Raw genomic sequence first — 25,160 nt, forward strand, 5'->3', positions numbered from 1 at the left:
GTGAAGTGCCGCGTGGTCGCTCAAATGCCCCACGCGAAGGGATCCTGTTCGTCGATCAGCAGTGTGCTGTCGGCAGTCATGAACGCTTGGCCGGTAATGAACGGGCGGATGCGCTCGCCTTCCCATTCGTAACTGCCGACGAATTGGCTGCCGGTGATGCTGGCCTGGACCCAGCGCTCGCCGGCGGCGAGTTTTCCATCGGCGGCCAGGCACGCCAGTTTGGCGCTGGTGCCGGTGCCGCAGGCCGAGCGGTCGTAGGCTTTGCCGGGGCACATGACGAAGTTGCGGCTGTCCGCGTGCTCGTCGTCGGCGAACAGTTCGACATGGTCGATCAGCGCGCCGCCTTCACCATGGATACCTTGGGCCTCCAGCGCCTTGAGCATCGCCCAGGTGTATTCGGTGAGGGCTTCGACATTGTCCATATGCAGCACCTGGCCGTGGTCGGACACCAGGTAGAACCAGTTGCCACCCCAGGCGATGTCGCCGAACACGCGGCCGTATCCGGGAACATCGACCGGGACCTGCTGGCGGTGGCGGTAGGCGGGCACGTTGCGCAAGGTCACCGTGCCGTCTTCATGCAGCGTGGCGTCGACCGGACCGACCGGCGTATCGATCTTGTGCACACCGGGCGCAATGTGGCCCAGGTAGTGCAATGAGTTCACCAGGCCAATGGTGCCGTGACCGCACATGCCGAGGTAGCCGGCGTTGTTGAAGAAGATCACGCCACACGTGGCATCCGGCGAGACCGGTTCACAATACAAGGCGCCGACCAGCACATCGTTGCCACGGGGTTCCAGCAGGCAGGCTCGACGCCATTGATCATGCTGGTCGCGCAGGGCATCACGCTTCTCGGCCATGGTCTGGCCGGGCAGTTGCGCAAAGCCTTTCATCACCAGGCGAGTCGGTTCGCCGCCGGTGTGGGAATCAATGACGTGGATGCGTTTCATGGACGTGCCTTCGCCTGACATAGCGTCGCCTTTTTGTGAGTTGTTAAATCGGCAGGTGTGCATGCAATGGCCACAGCGTGAGCGTGTCAGGGCGTTTGCGATTGATGTTTTGCGTGGGCACGGATGACGAAATCGGCACAATGCGCGTGCTCGATGCGGTCACTTCGCTGGCACCTCGACACGGCTCCCGCCTTGGGTCAATCTGGGCAGCGAAGGCTTTTGTCTATCCAGAGAGAGGGAGAACAGGATTCATGACGCACAACGCCTTAGCGATCCTGTGCCAGGGAAGCGATCTGAATCGTCCCGACACCCTCGATGAATTGCTGGCGGGCGTGGCGTTTCTGTTACCGATGCTGGATGTGATCCCCAATGCCGCGATCTTTATCAAGGACCGTCAGGCGCGCTATGTCATGGCCAACCGCACGCTGGTCCAGCGCTGTGGATTGAAGCAGTTGCAACCGTTGCTGGGGAAAACCAGCGCCGAGGTGTTTCCGGCACAATTGGGGCCTGGTTATACCGAACAGGATCGTCGGGTACTCGAGCAAGGCTTGGTCCTTGAAGACCAGTTGGAGTTGCACTTGTACGGCAGTCGGGAGCCCGGTTGGTGCCTGACGCATAAACAACCGTTATATAACCGCATCGGCGAAATCATTGGCTTGGCAGGAATTTCGGTCGACCTGCAATCCGCCAGCGATACCCACCCGGCGTACCAGCGACTGGCCGCGGTCGATCAATACATCCGCGCGCACTTCAATCGCCGTGTCACCTTGGGCGAACTCACGCGCATCGCCGGCATTTCAGTGGCGCAACTGGAAAGATACTGCAAGCGAGTGTTCCACCTGACACCACGGCAGATGATCCAAAAGGTTCGTCTGGAACACGCGCATCGTCTGTTGCACACCGATCTACCCATTACCGACGTGGCCTTGCAGTGCGGCTACACCGATCACAGCGCGTTCACCCGTCAGTTCAAGGCATCCACTGGCTTCACGCCGCGCCAGTATCGGCAGGCAACCCGGCACGTCAGCAATGACTTCGCCGCTGTACAAACGTAATCTTCCCAATCCGCGTCCCCTATAAGAAAAATCAGGAGTCATTGATGCAACCGATCCGTCTCGGTCTGGTGGGCTACGGCAAGATTGCCCAGGACCAACACGTTCCCGCCATCAACGCCAACCCCGCGTTCCAGTTGGTGTCTGTCGCAACCCAAGGACAACCCTGCGCCGGGGTCGAGAATTTCCGCTCCTTGTCCGAGCTGCTTGAAAATGGCCCGCCAGTCGATGCGATTGCCTTTTGCACTCCACCGCAAGGTCGATTTGCTCTGGTGCAACAAGCATTGGCTGCCGGCAAGCACGTGCTGGTAGAAAAACCGCCGTGCGCCACGCTGGGCGAAGCGATGGCGCTGGTGAGTCAGGCGCAGGAGCAGGGCGTCAGCGGATTGTTCGCCTGGCATTCACGTTATGCGCCCGGCATCGAAGCCGCCCGTGACTGGCTGGCGACCCGCACCCTGCAAAGCGTACAGATCGACTGGAAGGAAGACGTGCGCAAGTGGCACCCAGGCCAGGCATGGATCTGGCAACCCGGCGGCCTCGGTGTCTTCGATCCCGGCATCAATGCCTTGTCGATAGCAACCCATCTGCTGGCACTGCCGCTGTTTGTCGAGTCTGCCGAACTGCGCGTCCCGAGTAATTGCCAGTCGCCGATTGCCGCGTCCATCAAGATGTCTGACGCACGCCACCTCGATGTCCGTGCGGAGTTCGATTTCGACCACGGCCATGAGGAACTCTGGAGTATCGAGATTCGCTGCACCGAAGGCACCTTGCGCCTGGACAACGGTGGCGCATTGTTGAGCATCGACGGCGTGCCTCAAGCCGTATCGGAGGAGGGCGAGTACGCCGCGGTGTATCGACATTTTCAACAGCTGATAGGCGATAAAGCCAGCGACCTGGACCTGCAACCGCTGCGCCTGGTGGCCGACAGCTTTTTTGTCGGCAGTCGAGCGTCGGTCGAGCCGTTTTACGATTAACGGTCGCCGAGGGGTAGTGTCGATGTCACACCGACCGGTCTGCGTGGCCGGTCATGCTCTGGCAACGGCGACGACACCTTGAAAGACGCCCGCGATGTCTACGTGATGGGCACCCTGAGACGGATCGATTCAGTTGGAATGTTTTATTGCCAAGAGAGTCAACCGTCCATCACGTTCGCGGAACAGTCCTATGTCTATTCCCGCTCAGACGGTCAAAAACCCATCCAGCGCGCAATGCCAAGAGCCTTAGCACATGAGTGCTATCGATTCGGCATTGATGGCAGCGCGTAGCCAGTTTGCGATCACCATCAGTTTTCATATCGTCCTGGCCGCGCTCACGATAGGGCTGGCCAATTTTCTGATGGTGCTGGAAGGGTTGTGGCTGTGGCGCGGCCGACAAATCTATCTGGATGTCTACCTTTACTGGCTCAAGGTGTTCGCCCTCAACGTGGCGGTCGGGACGGCGTCGGGCCTGATTCTGGAGTACCAGTTCGGGCTCAACTGGTCGCGACTGTCGACCCAGGCTGGCGATATCCTTGGCCCTTTGATGTTCTACGAAGTACAGGCTGCCTTTTTTCTGGAGGCAGGCTTCCTGGGCATCATGCTATTCGGCCTGAAGAAGGTCGGTCCTCGTCTGCATTTTTTCGCCACCTGCGCGGTTGCCCTCGGCTCGTTGATCAGCGCGTTCTGGATTCTTTCCGCCAATTCCTGGATGCAGACACCCGCCGGTTACGCCATTGGCGCTGATGGTCGTTTTATCGCCGAGAATTGGTGGGCGATCATATTCAATCCGTCGTTTCCGTATCGTCTGGCCCACATGACGCTGGCGGCATTTCTAGGCACGGCAACCCTGGTGGCCGGGGTCAGCGCGTGGCAACTCCTGCGCTCGCCGCAGAACCCGCGAACACGCCTTCAATTCTCAATGGCGCTGTGGCTGATCGTGGTGCTGGCGCCGGTGCAAATCGTCGTGGGTGATTTACACGGTCAGCACAGCCTCAAGTTCCAGCCACAGAAGATCGCGGCCATCGAAGGCTCATGGACACGTCCGCCGCAAGGCGCAGGGGAACCGTTGCGTCTGTTTGCCATTCCCGACATGGCCGAACGACGCAACCATTGGGAAGTGGCGATTCCACGCGTGGCCTCTTTGTACTTGCGGCATGACCTGAGCGGCACCATCGCCGCGCTCGATGAATTCCCTCCCGAAAACATTCCACCCGTGCCGAGCGTGTTTTTCGCGTTTCGCTTCATGGTCGGTTTAGGGCTGTTGATGGTGGTGCAAGGGCTGACCAGCCTGGTGCTGCGATGGCGACAGCGGTTGTACACCGCGCGCTGGATGCTGCGAGGCTGTGTGTTCATGGCCCCCGCGGGATTCCTCGCGATGTTGTGTGGCTGGGTGGTGACCGAAGTCGGCCGCCAGCCTTTTACTGTCTATGGCTTGCTGCGCACAGCCGACAGTCTGTCATCGGTGTCGCGCGAGCAGGTGATCGGCTCAACCTGGACGATCCTGGTGTTTTACCTGCTGATCTTCGGCATTGGCCTTTGGGTGCTATTGCGAATATTGCACGAGCCACCGCACAAGGATGAGGCCGGGCCGCAACCGACGCTGGCGGACGAGACGGGACAGTCCTGAGGAGTTGAATCCATGTTGGACACTGATTGGATTGTCCTGCTTTCTGCTGCGGCGCTGGCGTTCTCGGTGATGAATTATGTGCTGCTCGATGGCACTGATCTGGGCGTCGGGGTGCTGATGGGGCTGACCCGTTGCGGCGAGGATCGCCGGGCCATGGCCGTGACGATCCTGCCGATCTGGGATGCCAATGAAACGTGGCTCGTGCTCGGCGGTGGCGGCCTCCTGGCGCTGTTTCCATTGGCCTACGCCATCCTGTTGCCGGCCCTTTATCTGCCTTTTATCTTGATGTTCCTGGCGTTGATTCTTCGAGCGGTTGCATTGGAATTTCGTGATTACGCGCCTACCGACGCCATCAAGCGCGCAGTGGATGGCTTATTGTTGTGCGGTTCGCTGCTTGCCGGCGCAACACAGGGAATCGTGTTGGGGACGCTGGTCCAAGGTGTGCCGAATAACGCCGGGCAGTACAACGGAAATGGCGTTGAATGGCTCAACGTGTTTCCACTGTTTTGTGGCGCAGTGCTCGTGGTGGGTTACACCTGGTTAGGGGCTTGCTGGCTTTATTGGCGCACGGTCGGCGAACTGCAGCGGCGATCCGCTCTGCAGGCCAAGATACTGGGCCTGGTGACCGTGGCGCTGTTGATCGTGTTGGTTGCCTGGACCGCGACACTGGACACTCGCTATGCACAACGGCTTGCACAATGGCGTGTGTGGATGCCGGCGGTCATCCTGTTGATGACGTTGCTGATCGGCTTTGCTCTTGGCTTTCGAAGCCGTCGTCAGTCTCTGCCACTGATCGGCGCATTGGGCGTATTCGTACTGGCGTTTGCCTTGATGATCGGGGTGCTCTTTCCAATGATCGTACCGCCGCAGCTGACGCTGCAGGCTGCGGCCTCCGGTCCCAACAGCCAAATGTTCATGCTGGTCGGCTTCGCGGTTCTGATCCCGGTAACGCTCATCTACAACACTTACGGCTTCAGCGTCTTTAGCGGGAAGGTTCGGGTGAATCATGACTGACTGGCAGGTACGCCAGTCTCGTCCTTGAGGTGACTGCCTCGACGGACTCAATTTCAACAGGAGGCGCCTTGTGACTGATGAACTTGATGCAGGTGTGCGAAACATTGTCGTGATCGGTACGTCGGCAGGTGGCGTTCAGGCGCTGATCGCCTTGTTTGAAAATCTACCCGCCGACCTGCCTGCGGCCTTTCTTGTCGTACTGCATATCCCCGCTCACGAGCCGAGCGTCCTGCATAGCATTCTCGCGAGGGTGACGAGCATGCGGGTCGTGGCGGCCCAGGAGGGACAGCGGATTGAAGCGGGTATGGTCTATGTCGCCATTGCGGATCGACATCTGATGATCACGGAGGACGGGATACGCCTGACGCGTGGGCCGAAGGAGTGTCGTGCTCGGCCCGCTGTTGATGTGCTGTTCCGCTCAGCCGCGGTCAATTACGGCGCTCGGGTCATTGGCGTCATCCTGTCCGGCGCATTGGATGACGGCACCGCAGGGATGTGGGCGATCAAGGATCGCGGTGGCTTGACCTATGTTCAGGACCCTGGCGAAGCCATGCTGAGCTCAATGCCCGACAGTGCAATTGCGCATGTCGACATCGATCTTGTCGGCCCGACGTCAGTGCTCGCCACAGCGCTCGCCAAAGCGGTCGGCACGCCTATAGCTGATCAGCCGACACACGAGGTAAAAACCCGTCATGTGATCGAGAGCGTTATCTCCTTGAAAGGCAACGGTCTTGAAGCAGGTGTCATGGAATTAGGTAAGGTCTCCCAATTCACCTGTCCTGATTGCCACGGCGTACTGGTGCAAATCGAAGAAGGCACCATCGTCAGATTTCGCTGCCACACGGGTCATGCCTTTTCGATGAAGTCCTTGATTTGCGAGGTCAACGAAGCCATCGACACAGGACTGTGGGGCACATTGAGGGCGGTGGAGGAAAGGATCCTGCTGCTGCGGCAAATGGCGGAACAGGCGGCGGTTGTTGGCGCGGCTAATGACGCCACTGAATGCACTCGACAAGCGGATCTCGCCGAAAAACGCCTGAAGCCACTGCGCGCACTGGTGCTCGATCCCAAGTTCTTTGGTCACGATGACGATAAATAGCGTTGGTAGCGCTTTCAATTTCTGGCCTGATCCCGGATACGATCTTCAAGGCCAGGCGACTTGAGTAACGGGCTGCGAGGACCGTTTCGATCAGTCCTCCGGCCTGATTTCCAGCCGTTTGAACCTCGAAGCCAATGTCGTGGGTTTGAGGCCCAGCAGTTCGGCGGCCCCCCCTTTGCCAAACAGTTTGCCGTCGGTGGCTTTGAGCGCAGCCTGCATGTTGTTGCGCTCGAGCTCGCGAATCTGCGCGTCCGTCATGATCACGGACGAGGGAGAGGGCTGTTGGATGACGTTGAGACCAGGTTCATCGGGCAGGTCGAGGTTCAAGTCGGCGCCGTTGGAGGTGATCAAGGCGCGTTCGATGACGTTTTGCAGTTCACGGATATTCCCCGGCCAGGAGTAACGTTGCAGCCGTTCGATATCGGTGTTGCGCAGGCGCCGCCCGGGCATGTTCAGGCGTTTGCCGGTCTGTTTGAGAAAGTGCGCCGCCAGCGGTGCAATATCCATCGGACGTTCACGCAGTGCCGGCGACTGGATCGGGAAAACGTTGAGGCGGAAATACAGGTCTTCACGAAAATGTTTCGCCGCGACTTCCTGGCGCAGGTCGCGGTTGGTCGCGGCGATGATCCGCACATCAACTTTGCGGGTGCGTTCTTCTCCGACCCGCTCGAACTGGCCCTCCTGCAACACCCGCAGCAGTTTGCTTTGCAGCTCTAGCGGGATTTCGCCGATTTCGTCGAGAAACAGCGTGCCGCCATCGGCCAGTTCGAAGCGGCCGACCCGGTCGCGGACTGCGCCGGTAAAGGCGCCGCGGATATGCCCGAAGAACTCGCTTTCAAACAGTTCGGTCGGAATCGCCGCGCAGTTGACCCGGATCAGCGGACTGGCGTTGCGGCGGCTGGCCTGATGGATCGCGCGGGCGATCAGCTCCTTGCCGGTGCCAGATTCACCATTGATCAGCACACTGGCATCGGTGGGGGCGACCACGTCGATCTGCTTGATAATTTTCAGGATCGGTTCGCTCTGACCGACGATCTCGCGATAGTTGTGTTCGATATGAATCTCTTCCTGCAAGTAGGCGTTCTGCTCCTCCAGCCGTTCTTTGAGCACCTTTAGTTCATCGAGCGCATTTTGCAGCTGGGTTTCGGTGCTGCGTCGCTCGGTGATGTCGCGGAACACTACGACGGCACCCACGATCCGGCCGTCCGATATCACCGGCGTGCTGGTGAACTCCACCGGAAACGAACTGCCATCGCGCCGCCAGAATACTTCCTGGCGCCCCTCATGGACCACGCCGTCACGCACCGCCTTGTAGATCGGGCAGTCTTCCACCGGGTAATGGTTGCCGTTGGCGTGGGTGTGGTGGTGGATGCGGTGGATGTTCTTGCCGATCATGTCCTGCGGTTCCCAACCCAGCATGCGCGCCCCGGCCGGGTTGACGAAGGTGGCCAGACCTTCGCTGTTGATGCTGTAGATGCCATCGCCTACCGAACTGAGCAGCAGTTGATTGTCGCGCTCGGTCTCCTGGAACAGGTTGAGAATGTTGCGCCATTCGATCAGCCCGCCGCGCATGGTGCGTTCGGTATGAGCCTGGTCGCGCTGGTATTTCTCATGGCTCAGCTCGCGCAGCACCAGAATAAGGTGCTGTTCACCCTTGATCGGCAAGGTCGTGGCGGAAATGGCCAGCTCGATACGCTCGCCGGTCTTGCAGTTGCAGCTCAGCTCTTCGGTCCAGCCGCGACCTTTGTCCATCACCGCTTGGGTAAACACGATCAGGTCCGCGAGTTGATGGCCGAACAACTTGCTTACCGGCAGCTCCAGCAACTCCTGGCGCGGGTAGCCGAGCAACTTGCAGGCCGCGATGTTCAAGTCGCCCAGTCGATCGGAAAACGGATTGAGCAGCACGATGGCCTCGGCGCAATGCTCGAACACCATGTGCCGTGACGAGTACGCCAGGTCGGCCCAGCCGCTGAGGGAGTCTGCTTCGTTCATGATTACGAAATCTCGTGATTAGCCGCTACGAATATTCGTACTTCTACGGGAATGCGTGATTCACCGATAGCCTCAGATGCATCAGAAAAAACCGGATCAGAAAAGTATTTGTAGTCGAATCAACGACATAGCTTTTTGAGAAAATTAATTTCAATGCCTGGCACGGCGTTCGCTCTATCTCCTGCAACCCGGCAGCCAACTCAGGCCGCCGTTAACGCACGAAAAAACTGGAGAGCGACGATATGCCAACCGTGGATATCCCCCATTACAAAGACGGCGACTTCCTGGTCAATTACGAAGAGAAAGTCTTCGAGGACATCAAAGCCGAGCCCGGCGAGAAAGTCCTGATCACCTTCCACACCATCGCTTTCGAGGGCTCTATCGGCCTGGTCAATATGCTTCAGGCCAAGCGTCTGCTGCGCAAGGGCTTCGAAACCAAGATCCTGCTCTATGGACCTGGCGTGCAATTGGGCGTGCAACGGGGTTTCCCGACCCTGGGCGCCGAAGCCTTCCCCGGCCATCTGGCAGTCAACAAGCAGCTCATCCAGTTCATGGAGGAGGGCGGTGAGGTCTACGCCTGCCGCTTCGCCTTGCAAGCCCTGTATGGCCAGACCGAGAAAGCGCTGATCGAAGGCATTCGCCCGATCAACCCGCTGGACGTGATGGACCTGCGCCTGCTGATGCGCCGAGAGGGCGCGATGATTATCGATACCTGGACTGCCTGACCGCACAACGCCGTCCTGTGGGAGCGAGCTTGCAAGCCAGCTCCCGCAGGACCGCTGTGAAATCTCACAAAACTCTACTGACCTCAGGACCCCTCATGGCCATCATTCGCGCAGCCGCCGTACAGATCAGCCCGGTGCTTTACAGCCGCGAAGGCACCGTGGACAAGGTCTGCCAACAGATCATCGCCCTCGGTCGACAAGGCGTGCAGTTCGCCGTGTTCCCGGAAACGGTGGTGCCTTACTACCCCTATTTTTCATTTGTGCAGCCTGCCTTTGCCATGGGCGCACAACACCTCAAGCTGCTGGATCAATCCGTGACGGTTCCGTCGGCCGCGACCCTGGCGATTGGCGAAGCCTGCAAGCAAGCGGAAATGGTCGTCTCCATTGGCGTCAATGAGCGCGATGGCGGCACGATCTACAACGCCCAGTTGTTGTTCGATGCCGACGGCAGCCTGATTCAGCATCGGCGCAAAATCACGCCGACCTACCACGAGCGCATGGTCTGGGGGCAGGGCGATGGTTCCGGCCTGCGAGCTATCGACAGCGCAATCGGACGCATCGGCTCGCTGGCGTGCTGGGAACACTACAACCCGCTGGCCCGTTACGCCTTGATGGCGGACGGCGAGCAGATTCATGCCGCGATGTTTCCCGGTTCTCTGGTGGGAGACATCTTTGCCGAGCAGATTGAAGTCACCATCCGTCATCACGCCCTGGAGTCCGGCTGTTTCGTGGTCAACGCCACTGCGTGGCTGGATGCTGACCAGCAGGGCCAGATCATGCAGGACACCGGTTGTGGCCTCGGCCCGATTTCGGGCGGCTGCTTCACCGCGATCGTGTCGCCCGAGGGCAAGTTGCTCGGCGAACCGCTGCGCTCGGGGGAAGGGGTAGTGATTGCCGACCTCGATCTGGCCTTGATCGACAAGCGCAAGCGGATGATGGATTCGGTCGGTCATTACAGCCGCCCGGAACTGCTCAGCCTGTTGATCGACCGCACACCCACGGCGCATGTGCATGAGCGCAGCCTGCACCTGGCGGCGATTGCCACCGAGGAGTTCGATCATGCAAACCAATGAATTGCTCGCTGAACTGCAATGCCATGGCGTGCGCTGGCCTGCGGCGCAGAACGGCTTGTCCCGGCAAGGTGGCGCGGGACCGTCGGACCACAAGGCTCTAAGTTTCGGTAGCCGGACAATGATGGTGCCGATCCTCAATCAGGCCTCGCAGGATTCCCCCTATCAAGCCCAACCCAGCGCCGACGGCAGCCAGGCGCTGATCTTTCGTGAAGGCCTGCAGGTCGGTCAGGTGCAAATGCCCGGTGTGCCGAAGTTCTACGGATTGAGCACCGCCGACGGCATTCCCTATTGGAAAATCGCCACCCTGCACAGCAGTGATGTGCTCGCGACCACCGTGTTGCAGCACTGCATTCGCTTCAATGATCGCGGCAGTTCCTGCCAGTTCTGCGCGATCGGCCAGTCGCTGGCGGCGGGTAAAACCATCGCCCGCAAACGTCCGCAACAACTGGCGGAAGTGGCTAAAGCGGCGGTGGAACTTGATGGCGTCAAGCACATGGTGATGACCACCGGCACCCCGCAAACCCCGGACCGTGGCGCGGCGATTTTGTGTGAGTCAGCCGCTGCGGTGACTGCCGCGGTCGATCTGCCGATTCAGGCCCAGTGCGAACCGCCTGACGATGATCACTGGTTCCAGCGCCTGGCCGACAGCGGTGTGGTGTCGCTGGGTATGCACCTGGAAGCGGTCACGGATGAAGTTCGCCAACGGATCATGCCCGGCAAGGCCGAAGTGCCGCTGAGCCGATATTTCGACGCCTTCAACGCGGCGGTCAAAGTGTTCGGTCGCGGCCAGGTCAGCACCTACATCCTCGCCGGCCTGGGTGACAGCGAAGCCGCCATCAGCGAGATGAGCGAACGTTTGTGCGCGATGGGCGTGTACCCGTTTGTGGTGCCGTTCGTGCCTATCGATGGCACACCCTTGGCTCATCACCCTAAACCGGACAGCGCGATGATGGCCCGACTGTATCCGCAGATTGGCGCAAGCCTGCGTCGTCACGGTTTGCACTCCGATCAGATCAACGCCGGCTGCGCCAAATGCGGCGCGTGCTCGGCCCTGAAAAGCTACGAATAAACCGGAGAACGCCCATGCCCAATCTCGCCTTTGCCTTGGTCGACAGCACCTTCGAACCGTTTCGCGCGGGGGAGTTGCTGGTCAAGCCCGCCAGCGAACCCTGGGAGAAACACGCTTATTTCGCCCTGCGGCGTTCGGTGTTCTCCGATGAGCAACAACTGCTCGCGCAGGACAAGGACAGCCATGATTTCCAGGCAATCGCCATCGTCGCCCTGGCCAGCAATTGCGGGATCAGCGACCAGGTGGTGGGCGCGGTGCGCATTTATCAGCCGGAGCCGGGCCTGTGGTTTGGTGGGCGGTTGTGTGTGGCCCCGGCCTATCGGCGGCACAGCATGATTGGCAAAGCACTGGTCAACGAGGCGGTGTCGCGGGCCAAAGAGCTGGGCTGCGAGGTGTTTCGCGCCACGGTGCAGGCGCAGAACGAAACCTATTTTCATGGCCTGCATTGGCAAACCCTCGACCAACTGGAGTTGCTCGGTCAGCCGCATTGCCTGATGCAGGCTGATTTGCCGAGCTACCCGTTGATGCCGCGCCAGGTTTCATTGCGTGCGCTGAAGGTGGCTCGTCATGAATAAAGCTCCTGATCTGGCGGTGCTGCTCGACACCTTGCGCAACACGCCGGCAATGCGTTCGAAACAGGCGATCCAGCAACCGGCGGCCGTGATCGGCAGTGCTGAACAGGCCCTGACCCGTGAGCAGCTTTACGCCTTGCCCGGCGATGACACGGCAGCGATTGCCTGTGGCGACCATTTTCAGTTGTTGGCCATCGAAGGCATGTTGCCGAATTTCGTCGAGGCGGCGCCGTGGTTTGCCGGATGGTCGGCGGTCATGGCCAATGTCAGCGACATCACCGCCATGGGCGGTCGCGCCACCGCCGTGGTCAACGCGTATTGGCATCACGACACCGCTGGCGCGCAGCAATTGCTGGCGGGCATTCGTGCTGCCTGCGAGGCCTATGGCTTGTTGCTGGCCGGTGGGCACACCAGCCTTGCGGCGGCTAATCCGACTGCGCTGGCCGTAGCGATTACGGGCATAGCGCGAACATTGTTGTCGACCCTGCATGTCGCCCCCGGCCAGATCATTGCCATGGCGGTGGACCTGGAAGGCGATTGGCACGCCGACAGCACCTATTGGAAAGCCTTCGAAGGCGTGCCGGCCGAGCGCCTGCGCAGCAAGCTTGAAGTGCTGCCGCGCCTGGCTGACGCGGCACTGCTGCATGCTGCCAAAGACATCAGCAACGCCGGGGTGCTCGGCAGTCTATTGATGCTGCTGGAAACCACCGGATGCGGCGCGACCATCGACCTGGCGTCGCTGCCGTGCCCGCCGAATGCCGATCTCGCGCGTTGGTTGCAGGTGTTCCCCAGCTACGGCTTTTTGATGACGCTGGATGAGCGTAACTGGACGCAAGTTCAGACGGCGTTTGCCTTCGAAGGTGTGCGCTGTGAACGCATCGGCCGGATCAACGACAGTGGACTGCTGAATGTCCAGTCCGGCCAACAGCTCGGCGAATTCTGGAACCTGCGCGAGCAGCCATTTACCGGCTTCAACTATCACTCTCTCGATCTGACCCCTTTAAACCTCAAGCATCAGGAGCACTGACATGCCCGCCGTCAACTTCAAAATCCGCTGGCCTAATGGCCGCGAAGCTTCCGGTTATTCACCTTCGACGGTGATTTATCAATACCTGGAGGAGGGCGCCAGTTACCCGCTGGCGGACTTTCTGCAACGCATCGAACACGCATTGAACAATGCTTCAGAGCGGGTCAAGCAGGTCAAAGGGTTCTATTGCAGCTCGGCGATGGACACCTTGAGTTCCCTCAAGGGCCAGGCCAGCTATCTGGTCGAGCCAGGCGATGCCACCGGGCAAGTGGACATCCTCAGCATGCGCACCGAAGGCGCCGGTCAGGTGTTCGGCACCGGCTGGGGTTCATTCTGATTCATCGGTTTTCCCCTTAACCTTTTTCGACACCGAGTACCGGAGTTCACCATGACCAGCCACCTCACCTCAATCAAACCCCCACACCACAGCGTGATCGTCGTCGGCGGCGGTCAGGCCGGGTTATCTGCCAGCTACTACTTGCAACAACAGGGCATCGATCATCTGGTCCTGGAAAAACACAGCCTGACCCACACCTGGCGCAACCAGCGCTGGGACGCCTTCAGCCTGGTGACGCCCAACTGGCAATGCGCATTGCCAGGCTACACCTACGTCGATGACTTCAAGGGCAAAGATCCCCACGGGTTCATGAAGAAGGACGAGATCAATCAATACCTGGCCGGCTTCGTCATATCGGTCAACGCGCCGGCCCGTGAAGGGGTCACGGTGCAACGCGTGGTTCCCCGCAGCTTCGGTGGTTTCGAGGTGCACACCTCACAAGGCGAGTTCACTGCTGATCAAGTGATTGTCGCCTCGGGCGGTTATCACACGCCAATCATCCCGCGCCTTGCCGAACGCTTGCCTGCAGACATTCATCAGATTCACTCGGAGCAATACCGCAATCCCCAGGCCTTGCCCGCGGGTAATGTATTAGTGGTCGGTTCCGGGCAGTCGGGCGCGCAAATTGCCGAAGACTTGCACCTGGCCGGTCGCAAGGTCTATCTGGCGGTGGGTGATGCGCCGCGTTGTGCGCGTTTTTACCGGGGCAAAGACGTGGTCGATTGGCTGGCGGAGATGGGCTACTACGAGATTGGCGTCGACACCCATCCGCTGCGTGAAGGCGTACGCGATAACACCAACCATTACGTCACCGGGCGCGACGGCGGACGCGACATTGACCTGCGCCATTTCGCTCGCGAAGGCATGGAATTGTTCGGTCGCCTGGACGGGTTACAGGGCACTCGCTTGCAGTTTGCCAACAACCTGGGCGAAAACCTCGATAACGCCGATGCGGTGTACAACCGGATCAATACGTCGATCGACAAGTACATCGAACAGCACTCGATTGATGCCCCGGCTGGAACGCCTTACCACCCGGTTTGGGTGCCGGAGCAGGAGCGCAGTGAACTGGATCTTGAGGAGGAAGGGATCACCAGCATCATCTGGTGCATCGGCTTCAGCCCGGACTTTACCTGGGTCGAGGCCCCGGTTTTCAATGGCCGCGGTCACCCAGGTCACCAGCGCGGAATAACGGCGCAACCTGGTTTGTACTTCCTTGGGCTGCCATGGTTATACACCTGGGGTTCGGGACGTTTCTCAGGCGTAGCGCGAGACGCCGAGTATCTGGTGCAGCACATCATCGAAAGTGCGGTCGAAGGCAGCTTGCCGCAACGACGTCTGGCGGCAGGGTAAGCGTTGCTGACAACCCATCCGCTGGCGCTGACAGGCGGGTGGGTTGCCGTGCAGCAAGGTAAAAGCCATGGGCTCAGCCCGCTGCATTGTTGATACACCGGGAAAACCTGCGCCGAGTGGCATCCGTCAGACGATGGAGGCGGGGTGCCTGGACAGCGGCGTAACCTCCAATGCCATGAACGGAAACAAGGGTAGGGCGCTGAGGATGTCGTGAAGCTCGTCGATACTGTCGACATCGAAAATACTAATGTTTGCCCACTTCCCAGCCACCCGCCACAGATGTCGCCATTTGCCTTGGCGCTGAAGTTGTTCGGCCGGTCAGGCATCGTAATGAATGCCATGCATTAAGGCATTGCAAGAAGTTCGCTTTTTGGCAGCGTGCAGGTATGGGAATGTGTCAGAAATATTTTAAACCCGTGAGTGCCTGCCAATGGAAAAGCGTGATGAGTTGATCAATCTGTGTGTTGAGTTTCTTTCCACGGTCAAAGATAAAACTGCCGGCGTCCACGCAGAGCGCTGGCTGAACGACAACTACGGACCGGACAGTGAGACCTACCAAAGAGTTGCCGGCCTAGTCATCGAAGGCGTTGCGCAGGGATGGCTGGCTAATACTGAAATCAATGGGCCGCATTATCGTCGCGGCCGTCTGTGCGAACCCTGTGCTGAAACGTTCTACTTCAGCATCACCGCCGTCTACATGGACAGCAAAGGGCACGAGTTGAATAACGCGCAGCGTACCTTTCGCGGTGATTATCATTGCCACCCGTATGGTGAATTGAACATGGTGATTCCACTGGACAAAGGCGCTGTACTGGCCGGCCCACAGGGCTGGCAGGGCGCCGGATGGACCGCCCCTGCGCCCGGAAGCCACCATTATCCTGAAGTAAAGAACGGTGCCTTGATTGCCTTTTTCTTTCTGCCTGCCGGCAGGATTTCCTATGACTTCCAGGAGCAAGGCTAGATGTAACGGGTGTATTGCTTGGCGCTTATCGTGTGTTTAGAACAAGTCGCGAGTGTAAGTAATGTAGACCCGATTCTCATCGATATCGCGTTGATTGGGCACAGTGCTGCGTAGCGTTGCGTTACGCAATGACAAGCTCAAGCCTTTAAGTGCAGGCGCCTGGAATGCATAGTTGAAGTGAATATCCCGTTCCCATTCATGTTGATCGCCCGTTGCGCATTGATTTCTGACTGACGTTATCTGAGCAACTACCTACTACCGTTCGCTCCCTTTGGTAGTTTTGGCGAGTCCCTGCCGAGTATATTTTGGGGACTCGCCTTTTTTATGCCTGCTTGTTTGTGCTCGTTTTTTTGACATTCGGACACTCAAAAAAAAAGCTGCCAGTGCATGCACCGACAGCTTTTCAGCCAACAACGCTGTTTAAAGACGACTACAGACCGGCATACACCAGTTTGACAAAGTGATCCGGCTTGATCACGAAGTTGCCCCATTGCTGGTCAAACGCAGCGGAAGGTTTCGCAGCAACAATCTCGTCCAGGGATTTGCCTTGCTGTTTAAGCAACCTCACGTTGTCGCGCACACCCACCAACATATCGCGAAACGCTATCAGTTGGGCTCGTGTGCCCACCGGACCATGTCCGGGAATCACGATCGTGTGATCGGTGGTGCGCTCGATGGCCTGGTTGGCCCAGTCGATCGCCGTATCGATACTGCCGCCGTCCTGGTTGTCGATAAACGGATAACCTGCATCCCAGAATGTATCGCCCATCGCCAGTACATCGGCCTTTTCAAAGTAAATCGCCAGGTCTCCGTCAGTGTGCCCGGGACCGAAGTGCTCAACGATGATTTTGCTGCCCGCGAAGGTAAAGGTCTTTTCATTCTTAACCAGAACAGTCGGTCGTGCCCCTGCCGGGACAGGTTGGAACGTCCAGTTCCAATCATCGACATGGGTGGTGTGGGACAGATGCTTTAGCGTATTGGCTTGCGCCACGATGGTCGCACCTGCCGCGTGCATCCAGGCATTACCGTCTGTGTGGTCCCAATGCCAGTGGGTGTTGACCACATACTTCACCGGAGCCGGACTGATGTCCATGAGCGCCGCTTTGATTTTGTCCCTGGATTTACTGATTCCCGCGTCGACCAGAAACTTGCCTTCCTTGCCGGACAACACCACGATATTTCCGCCGGACCCTTCAAGCACACTGATGTTGTCCCGAAGGTTTTGCGTGATGATCGCGTTGTCGGCACGCTGCAAATAATGATTTCCGGCACCGGTGTGGAAATAGTCATTTGGGACGGGTTTGTCGTTTGCGGCGAGCGTCATGTCAGCGCCAGCCAGTGAAGCTGCGGCGAGAGCTGCGCTCAGAAAAAATCGGCAGAAAGCGTGGCGGCACTTTTGCCCGAGTGCATGCGTTTTTTAACGGGGGTCATTTGGCTAGCTCGTTTTCCAAGTGGGCGTGCAGGTATTTAGCGTTTTAACAATGCTCCCAATGCGAACATAAAATCAGGCTGCACAGATCTGTTCGCTTAAAACCCGGATCCTTGAAGGCAAGGAAATCGTCGTTGAAGGTGCCGAATGTGCTGGCTGGCCGATGTTTCATGCCGTGATAAAAAGCGTCGATCATCTTGTGGGCGAATTGCGGTTCGCGCGGATAAGCGGCAGTCACGGCGTCACGTTGTTCTTCGGTGAACTGTTCAAAGCCACGTCCCGCCACGTCCATTCCCGCGCCGGCCTGCAGCAGGGCAATTTCTGAATGCATGTGTTCTGGAATGCCCGGCGTTGTATGCAACGCGATTGCGTTCCAGACCTTTTCAATATCCGTACCGCCAAGGCCTTGGCTACGTAGAAAGTCACGCGCGGCATTTGCGCCGTCTACCTCGAAGCGAAGTTGGCTGTTGTGGTACTGCGAAGTCAGACCGATATCGTGGAACATCGAGGCGACGTAGAGCAGTTCAGGGTCAAATATCAAGCCTTTGTGTTTACCGATCAGCGCTCCCCAAAAGTAGACGCGAGTGGAGTGGGAAAACAGCAATTCGCTTTCGGTGTCGCGAATGAGCTGAGTCACCTGGCGTGCCAATGAGCTGTCGGGGATTTTTACGTCGAAATTATCGTTCAGTGCCATGGTTTTCTACCTCTGCAAATGTTCAGAAGCCATGAAGCGAGGCGAACTCTTCGATGGACGCCTTTGGCATGTGCGGACGCCGTCTGGCCCAGTCTGGATCACCAAACCCCATGGCCATGCTGCAGACCACCAGTTCTTCGCACTTTAGAGGCAGGTGTTCACGAAACACCCTGTGATAACGGGACAGGAATTCCTGGGTACAGGTGTCGAGCCCTCGCGCTTTTGCCGCGAGCATGATGTTCTGGATAAACATGCCCAGGTCCAGCCAGCTGCCTTTCTCAAGGCGTCGGTCGATGGTGAAAACCAGACCGACCGGTGCGTCGAAGAAACGGCAGTTTCTCTCGGTCTGTTCCGATCGGGCAGCAAGATCATCGTGAGCAATGCCCAGTGAGCCATAGAACACCGCACCAAACTCGCGCCGGCGTGAAGCGAACGGCTCCGGCAACGGGTCGGGCAGGTAGCTGTACTCGGATGAGTATTCACCGGGTGCGGTTTTGTGTGCGGCAGTGATGGCGTCTGTCAGCGCGGTTTTGGCCGCGCCGGTCGTCACATAGACACGCCAGGGTTGAATGTTCGCCCCAATGCCGGCATGACGCGCGGCCTGCAGGATGCCAGTAATGACTTCGAGATCGACAGCGCGATCCAAATAGAATCGATTGGCAAATCGACTCATCATGATGTGCTCGACTTCAGTCAATTCCTGGGTCGATTTGTGTGGGGTAGCAGGCATGTTTCACCGTCCAATCAGCGGGTGTATCAGACCTCGATACCCTACGCCGCGGATTGACCGGGGATGAAGTGCAATTTTCATAAAATAAAAATGCACGTCATGCACTGCACTGCTCTTTTGAGCGATGAATTACCCTTGGGTATCCGTCACAAACTGTGCCGCGTTCATCAGCATGCTGCGCAACCATTCGTGCCCTGGATCGTGCGTATGACGCTCATGCCAGGCCATTTGCACAGCGCGCGCGGGTGATTTCCAGGGCAACTCGCAAGGGTAGGCTGAGCCAGATTGGCTGAAGAATTTCGCTAGCGTGGCGGGCACGATTGCGGCGTTTTTTGTGCCCGCCAGCAGGCTCGGCACCGCCAGGAAATGAGGCTGGACCATTTTGAAATCAGGGTGTTTTCCGATGGAATTGAACGCAGCCGTCAACACCTTGCGGTCGAACATTTCAGCGCGTCGCGTCAACCCTCGCTCTGAGAGCAGGCCATCCTCCGAGCCGCCAGTAGAGACGACCAGCAGCGGTAGACCCGATAGATCCTCCAGACCAATCTCGCTGCCGGCAAGCGGATGATCCGTGGCGACCACTACCATGTCCCGTTCCACGAACAGCACTTGTTCGCGCAGCCGATGGGGGAGGCTGGAGAAAGAACCCAGCGCAATGTCCACGCGGCCAACGTCGATTTGCGCAGTCAGGTCAATCCTGCTGGCGGGCAATACAGTGACGCTTGCATGGGGAGCTAGCGCTGATATTGCCCGGAGAAAATTTGGCAGTATCACTGCCGTCATATGGTCGGTCGCAGCGATACAGAATTGGCGGTCCGTACGGCCTGGATCGAACTCCCTGGGCCCGACTGCACGCTCGATCGTTACGAGCGCATCCCGCACCAGTGGCGCCATCTCCAGCGCCCGGACGGTGGGCTCCATCCCGGCAGCTGTGCGCACGAACAGTTCGTCATTGAGCAACACCCGCAGTCGTCCAAGCGCATGACTGACCGCTGACGGGCTGAGACTGATCACCTCGCTCGCACGGAGCACATTCCTCTCCCGAATGATCGCGTCAAACACGCGCAGCAAATTCAAGTCCAGATTTCTCATTTACAAATCACCACCTCTCAGGGGCTGTTCAATTCAAGTAGAAAGCGGTTGATCCGGCTTCTTCTTGAGCCTGTAGGCAAGCGCCGGCCGAGTCATGCCCAGCAGTCGCGCGGCTTCCGAGACATTTTGCCCGGCACGTTCCATGGCACCTTGCAGCAGTTGCTCTTCCATGTTTTCCAGGCTCACCCCCAGATCAAGCAACCGGTTCACCCACTCATCCGAGGGCTCCAGCTTCTGGCTGATCAATTCACCTTCGCTCGACAGGCCAATGCTATAAGCCTCGTCGGACTGGTGCGGGAACAGGGCCTCGACAGAAATACTCTGGTTGTTATCGGTAATGATCACGCCACGCTCGATCAGATTCTCCAGCTCGCGGATATTGCCTGGCCAGTCGTAGCGCAAGCAGGCCTCGAGGGCACGATCGGAAAGGCCGAGGGTTTTTTTCTGATAACTCAGATGGAGCTTTTCAAGGAAGTGCTCGATCAACAGCGGGATGTCTTCGCGACGATCGCGCAGCGCGGGAACCCGCACAGGGTAGACGTTTAATCGGTAGTAAAGGTCGGCACGAAAACGGCCTTCTTTCACCGCCTGACCGAGGTCCTCGTGAGTCGCACCGATGACGCGCACATCGACCGTGCGTGTCTGGTTATCACCGACGCGTTCAAGCTCACCCTCCTGTAATACACGCAGCAGACTGGCCTGGGCCCGAGGGGTCAGTTCGATGATCTCATCGAGAAACAATGTGCCGCCGTGTGCCCGTTCAAAGCGCCCCATGCGCGATTGCTGAGCCCCGGTATAGGCACCTTTTTCGACGCCAAACAGCTCTGCTTCAATCAGGTCTGGAGAGATGGCTGCGCAGTTCAGGGCAATGAACGGGCCGCCAGCGCGCTCGCTTCGCAGGTGCAGACTGCGAGCGATGACTTCCTTGCCGACACCGGTTTCACCCAGCAGCAACACCGAGGCTTTGCCGGGGGCAACCTTGTCGATCAGCTCGCAGGTCTTGCGGTAAACCGCCGAGCGACCGATGCCGTAAAACTGGCCCGCATCCAGCTGCAGACGCTGGTTCATGTTCTCGACTTGTAGCTGCAAGGTGTGCAATTCGTCGAGGATCGAATCACTCTGGAAGTAGCGCATGAACGCATCGGCATCTTCCCATTCCTCAGCAGGTTTGCCGATGATCCGACAGATTTTGTCACCACATCCCCGGCAGCTCACTTCCTTGTAAATAATCTGCCGGCCAATGAAAAACGATGAATAGCTGATCGCGTAACCCAGGAGCATCCAGCAAATCGGTTGATCTGAATGCAGCTGTTCACTCTGGTGGTTTTCAACTTCAAAAGAGTCGATCCACTCGATGTCGGCGTAAAATTTTCCAGCCTCGATATCGATGTCCATCTTCAATGGACGGACATTGACCATGCCCTTGAGTGAGTGCAGTTGAGGGCCGATCAGAAACATATCGATGTCACTGGCGTTGGGTCGTAGCTTTCGCGCCAGCTCTGCGTCTTTCAAGCCGGACTGGTAGCCCAGTCGAAGGAAAAAGCCCTTGGCACGTTCTTCGCCGATCATCTCGATCAGTTCCCGACGAAGCGATGCCATCGACGACACCTGCATCAGCAACATGCGTTGCTCATCAAGCCAGATCTTTCCTTCGCTGCCGAGGAAATGAACTCGGTCGGTCAGGTCCTTGAGCTGCGCGGAATGCTCAGAGGCCCGGTATTTCATGGTCATGCAAACACACCCCTATGTTTTTTTGTTGGTGGGGATGACGAGGGCCTTGCGCCTAGGCTGGGGCGTAATCGAGGCACTGTGTCAGAACGCTCGCAGGGCTTGCTTGCGTTGAAAGCTCCTATATAGAACGTCCCGAATTTCACCTGAAAGTCAATTGGATATTCAGCGAGTCTGCCTTGGATTCCGGGCAAAACCCGGATGACAAATTGGGGGGACGATCGGACGGTGCGTAGCTGATTGGTCATTTGCTCGAATCGCTCGCCCGGGATTGATCAAATGATCAAATCGTCGAAAGCGATCCCTCTGCAAAAAACGCAATACCAACTACTTCCTGGCGCTGACGCCTTTTTTAACCAATTGTTTTTATTGGTTTTTAAATATTTATTCGCTTGTCTGTCCGACGCTGGCACTCCTGTTGCTCTGTCCTCCTGCATAACAACAGGGGAGTACCCGAGCATGAATCCATCTGGCAGCACCTTCGATCAAATGCCGCGGTACGTGCGTGTCCGCAGTGAGCCAGACAATGCCTTTGTCGAATTCGATTTCGCCATCGGTTATCCCGAGTTGTATGTCGAGCTGGTAATGCCGCATCAAGCCTTCAAGCAGTTCTGTGAAGCCCACCACGTCCAGCACATGGACGCGCAGATGTCCCAGGCCCTCGACGCCGACGCGCAGAAGTGGCGTTACGGCGAAACCCGTGGCGCCGACCCCGTCCAAGACCCCCAACAATAATTACAGGAGTCCATGCCATGAGTGTCGAGATCAAGACGACGACCGTCGAGACGATCCGCAATACCTTCAGCCACACCCGTCGCCGGTTTGGCGACAAGGTTGCCAGCCGTTATCAGGAAGCCAGTTTCGACCTGGAGTCCGCGACCAATTTCCATTACCGGCCGCTCTGGCAGCCGGACAAACTGCTCAACGACGCAACGCGCACGGCGGTGGTCATGGCTGATTGGTACGCCGTCAGCGACCCGCGCCAGTACTACTACGGCGCTTATGTCCAGGCTCGGGCCAAGATGCAAGAAAACGCCGAGCATGATTACGCATTTTGCGAAAAGCGCGACATGCTCGCCGGCCTTAACGCCCGGAACCTAGAGTTGATCAGCAAGCTGTTGTTGCCGCTGCGCCACGCCGAAATGGGCGCCAACATGAACAACAGCAACATTGCCGCCGACGGCTTTGGCACCAGCGTCACGCAAATGCACATGTTCCATGCCATGGACCGCCTGGGCATCGCCCAGTACCTGTCGCGGATCGGTCTGATGCTCGATGACGGCGATGTCTTGCTGCTGGCCCAGGCCAAGCAACAGTGGTTGAACGACCCAGCTTGGCAAGGCCTGCGCCGCTACGTCGAAGACACCCTGGTGGTCCGCGACTGGTTTGAATTGACCGTCGCGCAGAACCTGGTCAGCGACGGCCTGGTGTACCCGCTGCTATTCCACAAACTCGATGAGCAACTGTCGGCCAACGGTGCCGGTCAGGTCGGCATGCTGACCGAGTTCATGCGTCTGTGGTTCGCCGAAAGCCAGCGCTGGGTCGATGCCTTGCTCAAGACCGTGATTAACGAAAGCCCCGCCAACAAGGCCCTAGTGCAAGGTTGGGTCGATCAGTGGAGTGCCCGTTCCGTGGAGGCGCTGCAGCCCTTGGCGGCAATGAGTCTCGATGCCTCCGCGCTGGATGCCGTCTGCACCGAATTCAGCGCACGCCTGAAGAAAATCGGCCTGACAGGAGCCAACGCATGACTTCCCTCGTTTACATGAACCTGCAAGACACCGATTACGCGCGCTCCATCGTCGACGCGATCGTCCAGGACAACCCGCATGCCGAAATCCAGCACCAGCCGTCGATGATCCGCATCGAGGCCAAGGGTCGACTCGACATTCATCGCGAAACCGTCGAGCAACTGACCGGCAGCACTTGGGACATCCAGGAAATGCTGATGTACGTCATCACCCTCGGTGGCAACGTCGTGGAAGAGGACGACAGCTTCTCCCTCTACTGGAACAGCTGATCGCCGGTTTCAAGCCAGGGTTTGATCCACTACAAGAATTCGGGAGCGCCATCATGGCCGTGAAAAAACGCCTTAATGCCAAAGAAAAATACCGCTGCATGACCCGTGACCTGGACTGGGAGCCGAGCTACCAGACCCACGAGGACATCTACCCGCACGAACGTTTTGAAGGGATCAAGATCACCGATTGGGACAAGTGGGAAGATCCGTTCCGCCTGACCATGGACACCTACTGGAAATACCAGGCCGAGAAAGAGAAAAAGCTCTACGCGATCTTCGATGCGTTCTCGCAAAACAACGGGCATACCACGCTGTCGGACGCCCGCTACGTCAACGCATTGAAGCTGTTTCTTTCGGGCGTCACGCCGCTGGAATACCAGGCCTATCAAGGCTTCGCCCGGGTCGGTCGGCAATTCAGCGGCGCCGGTGCGCGCATCGCCTGCCAGATGCAGGCGATCGACGAACTGCGCCATGTGCAGACTCAGATTCATGCGATGAGTCACTACAACAAGCACTTCAACGGCCTGCATGATTTTGCCCACATGCACGACCGGGTGTGGTTTCTCTCGGTGCCCAAGTCGTTCTTCGAAGATGCGCGTACGGCCGGCCCATTCGAGTTCCTCACGGCGATCTCGTTTTCGTTCGAGTACGTGCTGACCAACTTGCTGTTCGTGCCGTTCATGTCCGGCGCTGCGTTCAACGGTGACATGGCCACGGTGACCTTCGGCTTCTCCGCGCAGTCCGACGAGGCCCGACACATGACCCTGGGGCTGGAGGTGATCAAGTTCCTTCTGGAGCAGCACGAAGACAACGTGCCGATCATTCAGCGCTGGATCGACAAGTGGTTCTGGCGCGGTTACCGCTTGCTGACGCTGGTCGGGATGATGATGGACTACATGCTGCCCAACAAAGTGATGTCCTGGTCCGAAGCCTGGGGCGTGTATTTCGAAGAGGCGGGCGGGGCGCTGTTCAAAGACCTGGAGCGCTACGGCATTCGTCCACCCAAGCATGTCGAAGAAGCCAATATCGCCAAGGATCATGTCAGTCATCAGGCCTGGTCGATCTTCTACCAGTACAGCCAGGCGACCAACTTCCACACCTGGATGCCAACCGACGAGGAGCTGGACTGGCTTTCGGAAAAGTACCCGGACACCTTCGACAAGATCTACCGCCCGCGCTTCGAGCATTGGCGTGCGCTGCAAGAGAAGGGCGAGCGGTTCTACAACCCGACCCTGCCGATGCTGTGCCAGATCTGCCAGATCCCGCTGTCGTTCGGCGAGCCGGATGACCAGACCACGCTCAGCCATCGCAGTACCGAGCACGAAGGCGAGCGCTATCACTTCTGCTCGCAGGGTTGCTGCGACATTTTCGAGTACGAGCCAACCAAGTACATCCAGGCCTGGTTGCCGGTGCACCAGATTCTGCAAGGCAACTGCGGTGGCGGGGACGTGGAGTCGGTGGTACGCGACTACTACAACATCAACCCCGGTCAGGACAACTTCGAATACCTGGGCTCCACCGAGCATCGACGCTGGCAGGACTGGCACCCGAACGATCGCAACAGCGCGCCTTCAACGCCCGTTGACCCGGACCTGCTCAAGACCGGCTGACGCCTTGTGCGCAAGCGGGCCCCTGTCGGTCCGCT

25 protein-coding genes and 1 pseudogene are annotated in these 25,160 nt (G+C 58.3%); 17 read left to right on the forward strand and 9 right to left on the reverse strand.

The annotated features are described in order from the left end of the window. Window positions 1-20: 20 nt before the first annotated feature. Window positions 21-947 (reverse strand): 4-hydroxyproline epimerase, encoded by a 927-nt coding sequence (locus tag BLQ41_RS20860; RefSeq protein WP_090188711.1) that lies wholly within the window; start codon window positions 945-947, stop codon window positions 21-23. Window positions 948-1,198: 251 nt separating this feature from the next. Here BLQ41_RS20860 and BLQ41_RS20865 point away from each other — a divergent pair, with 251 nt between their 5' ends. The 5 genes from BLQ41_RS20865 to BLQ41_RS20885 all read left to right on the forward strand — a co-directional run bounded on the left by BLQ41_RS20865 (window position 1,199) and on the right by BLQ41_RS20885 (window position 6,716). Beyond that, window positions 1,199-2,002 carry an AraC family transcriptional regulator gene (locus BLQ41_RS20865; RefSeq protein ID WP_090183784.1) on the forward strand — a complete coding sequence of 268 codons (804 nt, stop codon included), beginning with the start codon at window positions 1,199-1,201 and terminating at the stop codon, window positions 2,000-2,002. Between the two features lie 44 nt (window positions 2,003-2,046). Next, entirely contained in the window at window positions 2,047-2,973 is a 927-nt protein-coding gene (locus BLQ41_RS20870; protein WP_090183786.1) for a Gfo/Idh/MocA family protein, read from the forward strand. Between the two features lie 253 nt (window positions 2,974-3,226). Further along, window positions 3,227-4,603, forward strand: a complete 1,377-nt coding sequence (locus tag BLQ41_RS20875) for a cytochrome ubiquinol oxidase subunit I (RefSeq protein ID WP_090183788.1) — start codon at window positions 3,227-3,229, stop codon at window positions 4,601-4,603. A 12-nt stretch (window positions 4,604-4,615) separates the two neighbouring features. Then, the gene (gene cydB / locus BLQ41_RS20880; protein ID WP_090183790.1) at window positions 4,616-5,617 is read left to right on the forward strand and encodes a cytochrome d ubiquinol oxidase subunit II; all 1,002 of its coding nucleotides are present in this window, start codon (window positions 4,616-4,618) and stop codon (window positions 5,615-5,617) included. 70 nt (window positions 5,618-5,687) lie between these two features. After that, window positions 5,688-6,716, forward strand: a complete 1,029-nt coding sequence (locus BLQ41_RS20885; RefSeq protein ID WP_231997043.1) for a chemotaxis protein CheB — start codon at window positions 5,688-5,690, stop codon at window positions 6,714-6,716. Between the two features lie 90 nt (window positions 6,717-6,806). On the opposite strand, the gene BLQ41_RS20890 is transcribed toward BLQ41_RS20885, so the two are convergent. Next, window positions 6,807-8,708 carry a sigma 54-interacting transcriptional regulator gene (locus BLQ41_RS20890; RefSeq protein WP_090183792.1) on the reverse strand — a complete coding sequence of 634 codons (1,902 nt, stop codon included), beginning with the start codon at window positions 8,706-8,708 and terminating at the stop codon, window positions 6,807-6,809. Window positions 8,709-8,950: 242 nt separating this feature from the next. Here BLQ41_RS20890 and BLQ41_RS20895 point away from each other — a divergent pair, with 242 nt between their 5' ends. The 7 genes from BLQ41_RS20895 to BLQ41_RS20925 all read left to right on the forward strand — a co-directional run bounded on the left by BLQ41_RS20895 (window position 8,951) and on the right by BLQ41_RS20925 (window position 14,864). Then, window positions 8,951-9,433, forward strand: a complete 483-nt coding sequence (locus tag BLQ41_RS20895) for an MSMEG_0572/Sll0783 family nitrogen starvation response protein (RefSeq protein ID WP_007969977.1) — start codon at window positions 8,951-8,953, stop codon at window positions 9,431-9,433. Window positions 9,434-9,528: 95 nt separating this feature from the next. Next, window positions 9,529-10,506, forward strand: coding sequence for a Nit6803 family nitrilase (locus BLQ41_RS20900; protein WP_090183794.1), 978 nt, complete (start codon window positions 9,529-9,531; stop codon window positions 10,504-10,506). Next, a complete protein-coding gene (locus BLQ41_RS20905; RefSeq protein WP_090183796.1) occupies window positions 10,493-11,575 on the forward strand; it encodes an MSMEG_0568 family radical SAM protein in 1,083 nt (360 codons plus the stop codon). The genes BLQ41_RS20900 and BLQ41_RS20905 overlap by 14 nt, the downstream gene beginning before the upstream one ends. A 14-nt stretch (window positions 11,576-11,589) precedes the next feature. Continuing rightward, window positions 11,590-12,150: an MSMEG_0567/Sll0786 family nitrogen starvation N-acetyltransferase gene (locus BLQ41_RS20910; protein WP_090183797.1), complete on the forward strand. Its 561-nt coding sequence runs from the start codon at window positions 11,590-11,592 to the stop codon at window positions 12,148-12,150. Further along, window positions 12,143-13,174, forward strand: a complete 1,032-nt coding sequence (locus BLQ41_RS20915) for a sll0787 family AIR synthase-like protein (RefSeq protein WP_090183799.1) — start codon at window positions 12,143-12,145, stop codon at window positions 13,172-13,174. Before BLQ41_RS20910 ends, BLQ41_RS20915 begins: the two co-directional genes overlap by 8 nt. Before the next feature lies 1 nt (window position 13,175). Then, window positions 13,176-13,511, forward strand: a complete 336-nt coding sequence (locus tag BLQ41_RS20920; protein WP_090183800.1) for an MSMEG_0570 family nitrogen starvation response protein — start codon at window positions 13,176-13,178, stop codon at window positions 13,509-13,511. A gap of 51 nt (window positions 13,512-13,562) precedes the next feature. Further along, window positions 13,563-14,864: an MSMEG_0569 family flavin-dependent oxidoreductase gene (locus tag BLQ41_RS20925; protein ID WP_090183802.1), complete on the forward strand. Its 1,302-nt coding sequence runs from the start codon at window positions 13,563-13,565 to the stop codon at window positions 14,862-14,864. A gap of 126 nt (window positions 14,865-14,990) precedes the next feature. Here the strand turns inward: BLQ41_RS20925 and BLQ41_RS20930 are convergent. Further along, window positions 14,991-15,179 (reverse strand): annotated as a pseudogene (locus tag BLQ41_RS20930) (muconolactone Delta-isomerase family protein); the annotation flags it as partial. 115 nt (window positions 15,180-15,294) lie between these two features. Between BLQ41_RS20930 and BLQ41_RS20935 the strand changes: the two are divergent. Next, window positions 15,295-15,825 (forward strand): 4-hydroxylaminobenzoate lyase, encoded by a 531-nt coding sequence (locus BLQ41_RS20935; protein WP_090183805.1) that lies wholly within the window; start codon window positions 15,295-15,297, stop codon window positions 15,823-15,825. 36 nt (window positions 15,826-15,861) lie between these two features. Here the strand turns inward: BLQ41_RS20935 and BLQ41_RS31400 are convergent, their stop codons facing one another. The 6 genes from BLQ41_RS31400 to BLQ41_RS20965 all read right to left on the reverse strand — a co-directional run bounded on the left by BLQ41_RS31400 (window position 15,862) and on the right by BLQ41_RS20965 (window position 21,501). Further along, window positions 15,862-16,065: an OprD family outer membrane porin gene (locus BLQ41_RS31400; RefSeq protein ID WP_090183807.1), complete on the reverse strand. Its 204-nt coding sequence runs from the start codon at window positions 16,063-16,065 to the stop codon at window positions 15,862-15,864. A gap of 190 nt (window positions 16,066-16,255) precedes the next feature. Further along, the gene (locus BLQ41_RS20945; RefSeq protein ID WP_090183808.1) at window positions 16,256-17,149 is read right to left on the reverse strand and encodes an MBL fold metallo-hydrolase; all 894 of its coding nucleotides are present in this window, start codon (window positions 17,147-17,149) and stop codon (window positions 16,256-16,258) included. Between the two features lie 151 nt (window positions 17,150-17,300). Beyond that, window positions 17,301-17,948, reverse strand: coding sequence for an HD domain-containing protein (locus tag BLQ41_RS20950; RefSeq protein ID WP_090183810.1), 648 nt, complete (start codon window positions 17,946-17,948; stop codon window positions 17,301-17,303). Window positions 17,949-17,970: 22 nt separating this feature from the next. Next, on the reverse strand, window positions 17,971-18,678 hold the full coding sequence (locus tag BLQ41_RS20955; RefSeq protein ID WP_090183811.1) for a nitroreductase: 708 nt from the start codon (window positions 18,676-18,678) through the stop codon (window positions 17,971-17,973). A 129-nt stretch (window positions 18,679-18,807) separates the two neighbouring features. After that, a complete protein-coding gene (locus BLQ41_RS20960; RefSeq protein WP_090183813.1) occupies window positions 18,808-19,770 on the reverse strand; it encodes a LysR family transcriptional regulator in 963 nt (320 codons plus the stop codon). 33 nt (window positions 19,771-19,803) lie between these two features. Continuing rightward, window positions 19,804-21,501 (reverse strand): sigma-54-dependent Fis family transcriptional regulator, encoded by a 1,698-nt coding sequence (locus tag BLQ41_RS20965; protein ID WP_090183814.1) that lies wholly within the window; start codon window positions 21,499-21,501, stop codon window positions 19,804-19,806. Between the two features lie 456 nt (window positions 21,502-21,957). On the opposite strand from BLQ41_RS20965, the gene BLQ41_RS20970 reads away from it, so the two are divergent. Genes BLQ41_RS20970 through BLQ41_RS20985 form a run of 4 tightly spaced genes read left to right on the forward strand, consistent with a single transcriptional unit; the run spans window position 21,958 to window position 25,125 of the window. Next, complete coding sequence (locus BLQ41_RS20970) at window positions 21,958-22,233, forward strand: phenol hydroxylase subunit (RefSeq protein ID WP_090183816.1); 276 nt, start codon at window positions 21,958-21,960, stop codon at window positions 22,231-22,233. A 17-nt stretch (window positions 22,234-22,250) separates the two neighbouring features. After that, window positions 22,251-23,246, forward strand: coding sequence for an aromatic/alkene monooxygenase hydroxylase subunit beta (locus BLQ41_RS20975; RefSeq protein ID WP_090183817.1), 996 nt, complete (start codon window positions 22,251-22,253; stop codon window positions 23,244-23,246). After that, window positions 23,243-23,515: an MmoB/DmpM family protein gene (locus tag BLQ41_RS20980; protein WP_090183819.1), complete on the forward strand. Its 273-nt coding sequence runs from the start codon at window positions 23,243-23,245 to the stop codon at window positions 23,513-23,515. The genes BLQ41_RS20975 and BLQ41_RS20980 overlap by 4 nt, the downstream gene beginning before the upstream one ends. Window positions 23,516-23,568: 53 nt before the next feature. Then, window positions 23,569-25,125: an aromatic/alkene/methane monooxygenase hydroxylase/oxygenase subunit alpha gene (locus BLQ41_RS20985; protein ID WP_090183820.1), complete on the forward strand. Its 1,557-nt coding sequence runs from the start codon at window positions 23,569-23,571 to the stop codon at window positions 25,123-25,125. Window positions 25,126-25,160 lie beyond the last annotated feature (35 nt).

Source organism: Pseudomonas arsenicoxydans, from assembly GCF_900103875.1.
GTDB lineage: Bacteria > Pseudomonadota > Gammaproteobacteria > Pseudomonadales > Pseudomonadaceae > Aquipseudomonas > Aquipseudomonas arsenicoxydans.

What these genes read in the sequence shown, in the direction of transcription:
- BLQ41_RS20860 (WP_090188711.1), bottom strand. Translation starts at nt 947, where the DNA reads ATGAAACGCATCCACGTCATTGATTCCCACACCGGCGGCGAACCGACT.
- BLQ41_RS20865 (WP_090183784.1), top strand. Translation starts at nt 1,199, where the DNA reads ATGACGCACAACGCCTTAGCGATCCTGTGCCAGGGAAGCGATCTGAAT.
- BLQ41_RS20870 (WP_090183786.1), top strand. Translation starts at nt 2,047, where the DNA reads ATGCAACCGATCCGTCTCGGTCTGGTGGGCTACGGCAAGATTGCCCAG.
- BLQ41_RS20875 (WP_090183788.1), top strand. Translation starts at nt 3,227, where the DNA reads ATGAGTGCTATCGATTCGGCATTGATGGCAGCGCGTAGCCAGTTTGCG.
- cydB (WP_090183790.1), top strand. Translation starts at nt 4,616, where the DNA reads ATGTTGGACACTGATTGGATTGTCCTGCTTTCTGCTGCGGCGCTGGCG.
- BLQ41_RS20890 (WP_090183792.1), bottom strand. Translation starts at nt 8,708, where the DNA reads ATGAACGAAGCAGACTCCCTCAGCGGCTGGGCCGACCTGGCGTACTCG.
- BLQ41_RS20895 (WP_007969977.1), top strand. Translation starts at nt 8,951, where the DNA reads ATGCCAACCGTGGATATCCCCCATTACAAAGACGGCGACTTCCTGGTC.
- BLQ41_RS20900 (WP_090183794.1), top strand. Translation starts at nt 9,529, where the DNA reads ATGGCCATCATTCGCGCAGCCGCCGTACAGATCAGCCCGGTGCTTTAC.
- BLQ41_RS20905 (WP_090183796.1), top strand. Translation starts at nt 10,493, where the DNA reads ATGCAAACCAATGAATTGCTCGCTGAACTGCAATGCCATGGCGTGCGC.
- BLQ41_RS20910 (WP_090183797.1), top strand. Translation starts at nt 11,590, where the DNA reads ATGCCCAATCTCGCCTTTGCCTTGGTCGACAGCACCTTCGAACCGTTT.
- BLQ41_RS20915 (WP_090183799.1), top strand. Translation starts at nt 12,143, where the DNA reads ATGAATAAAGCTCCTGATCTGGCGGTGCTGCTCGACACCTTGCGCAAC.
- BLQ41_RS20920 (WP_090183800.1), top strand. Translation starts at nt 13,176, where the DNA reads ATGCCCGCCGTCAACTTCAAAATCCGCTGGCCTAATGGCCGCGAAGCT.
- BLQ41_RS20925 (WP_090183802.1), top strand. Translation starts at nt 13,563, where the DNA reads ATGACCAGCCACCTCACCTCAATCAAACCCCCACACCACAGCGTGATC.
- BLQ41_RS20935 (WP_090183805.1), top strand. Translation starts at nt 15,295, where the DNA reads ATGGAAAAGCGTGATGAGTTGATCAATCTGTGTGTTGAGTTTCTTTCC.
- BLQ41_RS20945 (WP_090183808.1), bottom strand. Translation starts at nt 17,149, where the DNA reads ATGACGCTCGCCGCAAACGACAAACCCGTCCCAAATGACTATTTCCAC.
- BLQ41_RS20950 (WP_090183810.1), bottom strand. Translation starts at nt 17,948, where the DNA reads ATGGCACTGAACGATAATTTCGACGTAAAAATCCCCGACAGCTCATTG.
- BLQ41_RS20955 (WP_090183811.1), bottom strand. Translation starts at nt 18,678, where the DNA reads ATGCCTGCTACCCCACACAAATCGACCCAGGAATTGACTGAAGTCGAG.
- BLQ41_RS20960 (WP_090183813.1), bottom strand. Translation starts at nt 19,770, where the DNA reads ATGAGAAATCTGGACTTGAATTTGCTGCGCGTGTTTGACGCGATCATT.
- BLQ41_RS20965 (WP_090183814.1), bottom strand. Translation starts at nt 21,501, where the DNA reads ATGACCATGAAATACCGGGCCTCTGAGCATTCCGCGCAGCTCAAGGAC.
- BLQ41_RS20970 (WP_090183816.1), top strand. Translation starts at nt 21,958, where the DNA reads ATGAATCCATCTGGCAGCACCTTCGATCAAATGCCGCGGTACGTGCGT.
- BLQ41_RS20975 (WP_090183817.1), top strand. Translation starts at nt 22,251, where the DNA reads ATGAGTGTCGAGATCAAGACGACGACCGTCGAGACGATCCGCAATACC.
- BLQ41_RS20980 (WP_090183819.1), top strand. Translation starts at nt 23,243, where the DNA reads ATGACTTCCCTCGTTTACATGAACCTGCAAGACACCGATTACGCGCGC.
- BLQ41_RS20985 (WP_090183820.1), top strand. Translation starts at nt 23,569, where the DNA reads ATGGCCGTGAAAAAACGCCTTAATGCCAAAGAAAAATACCGCTGCATG.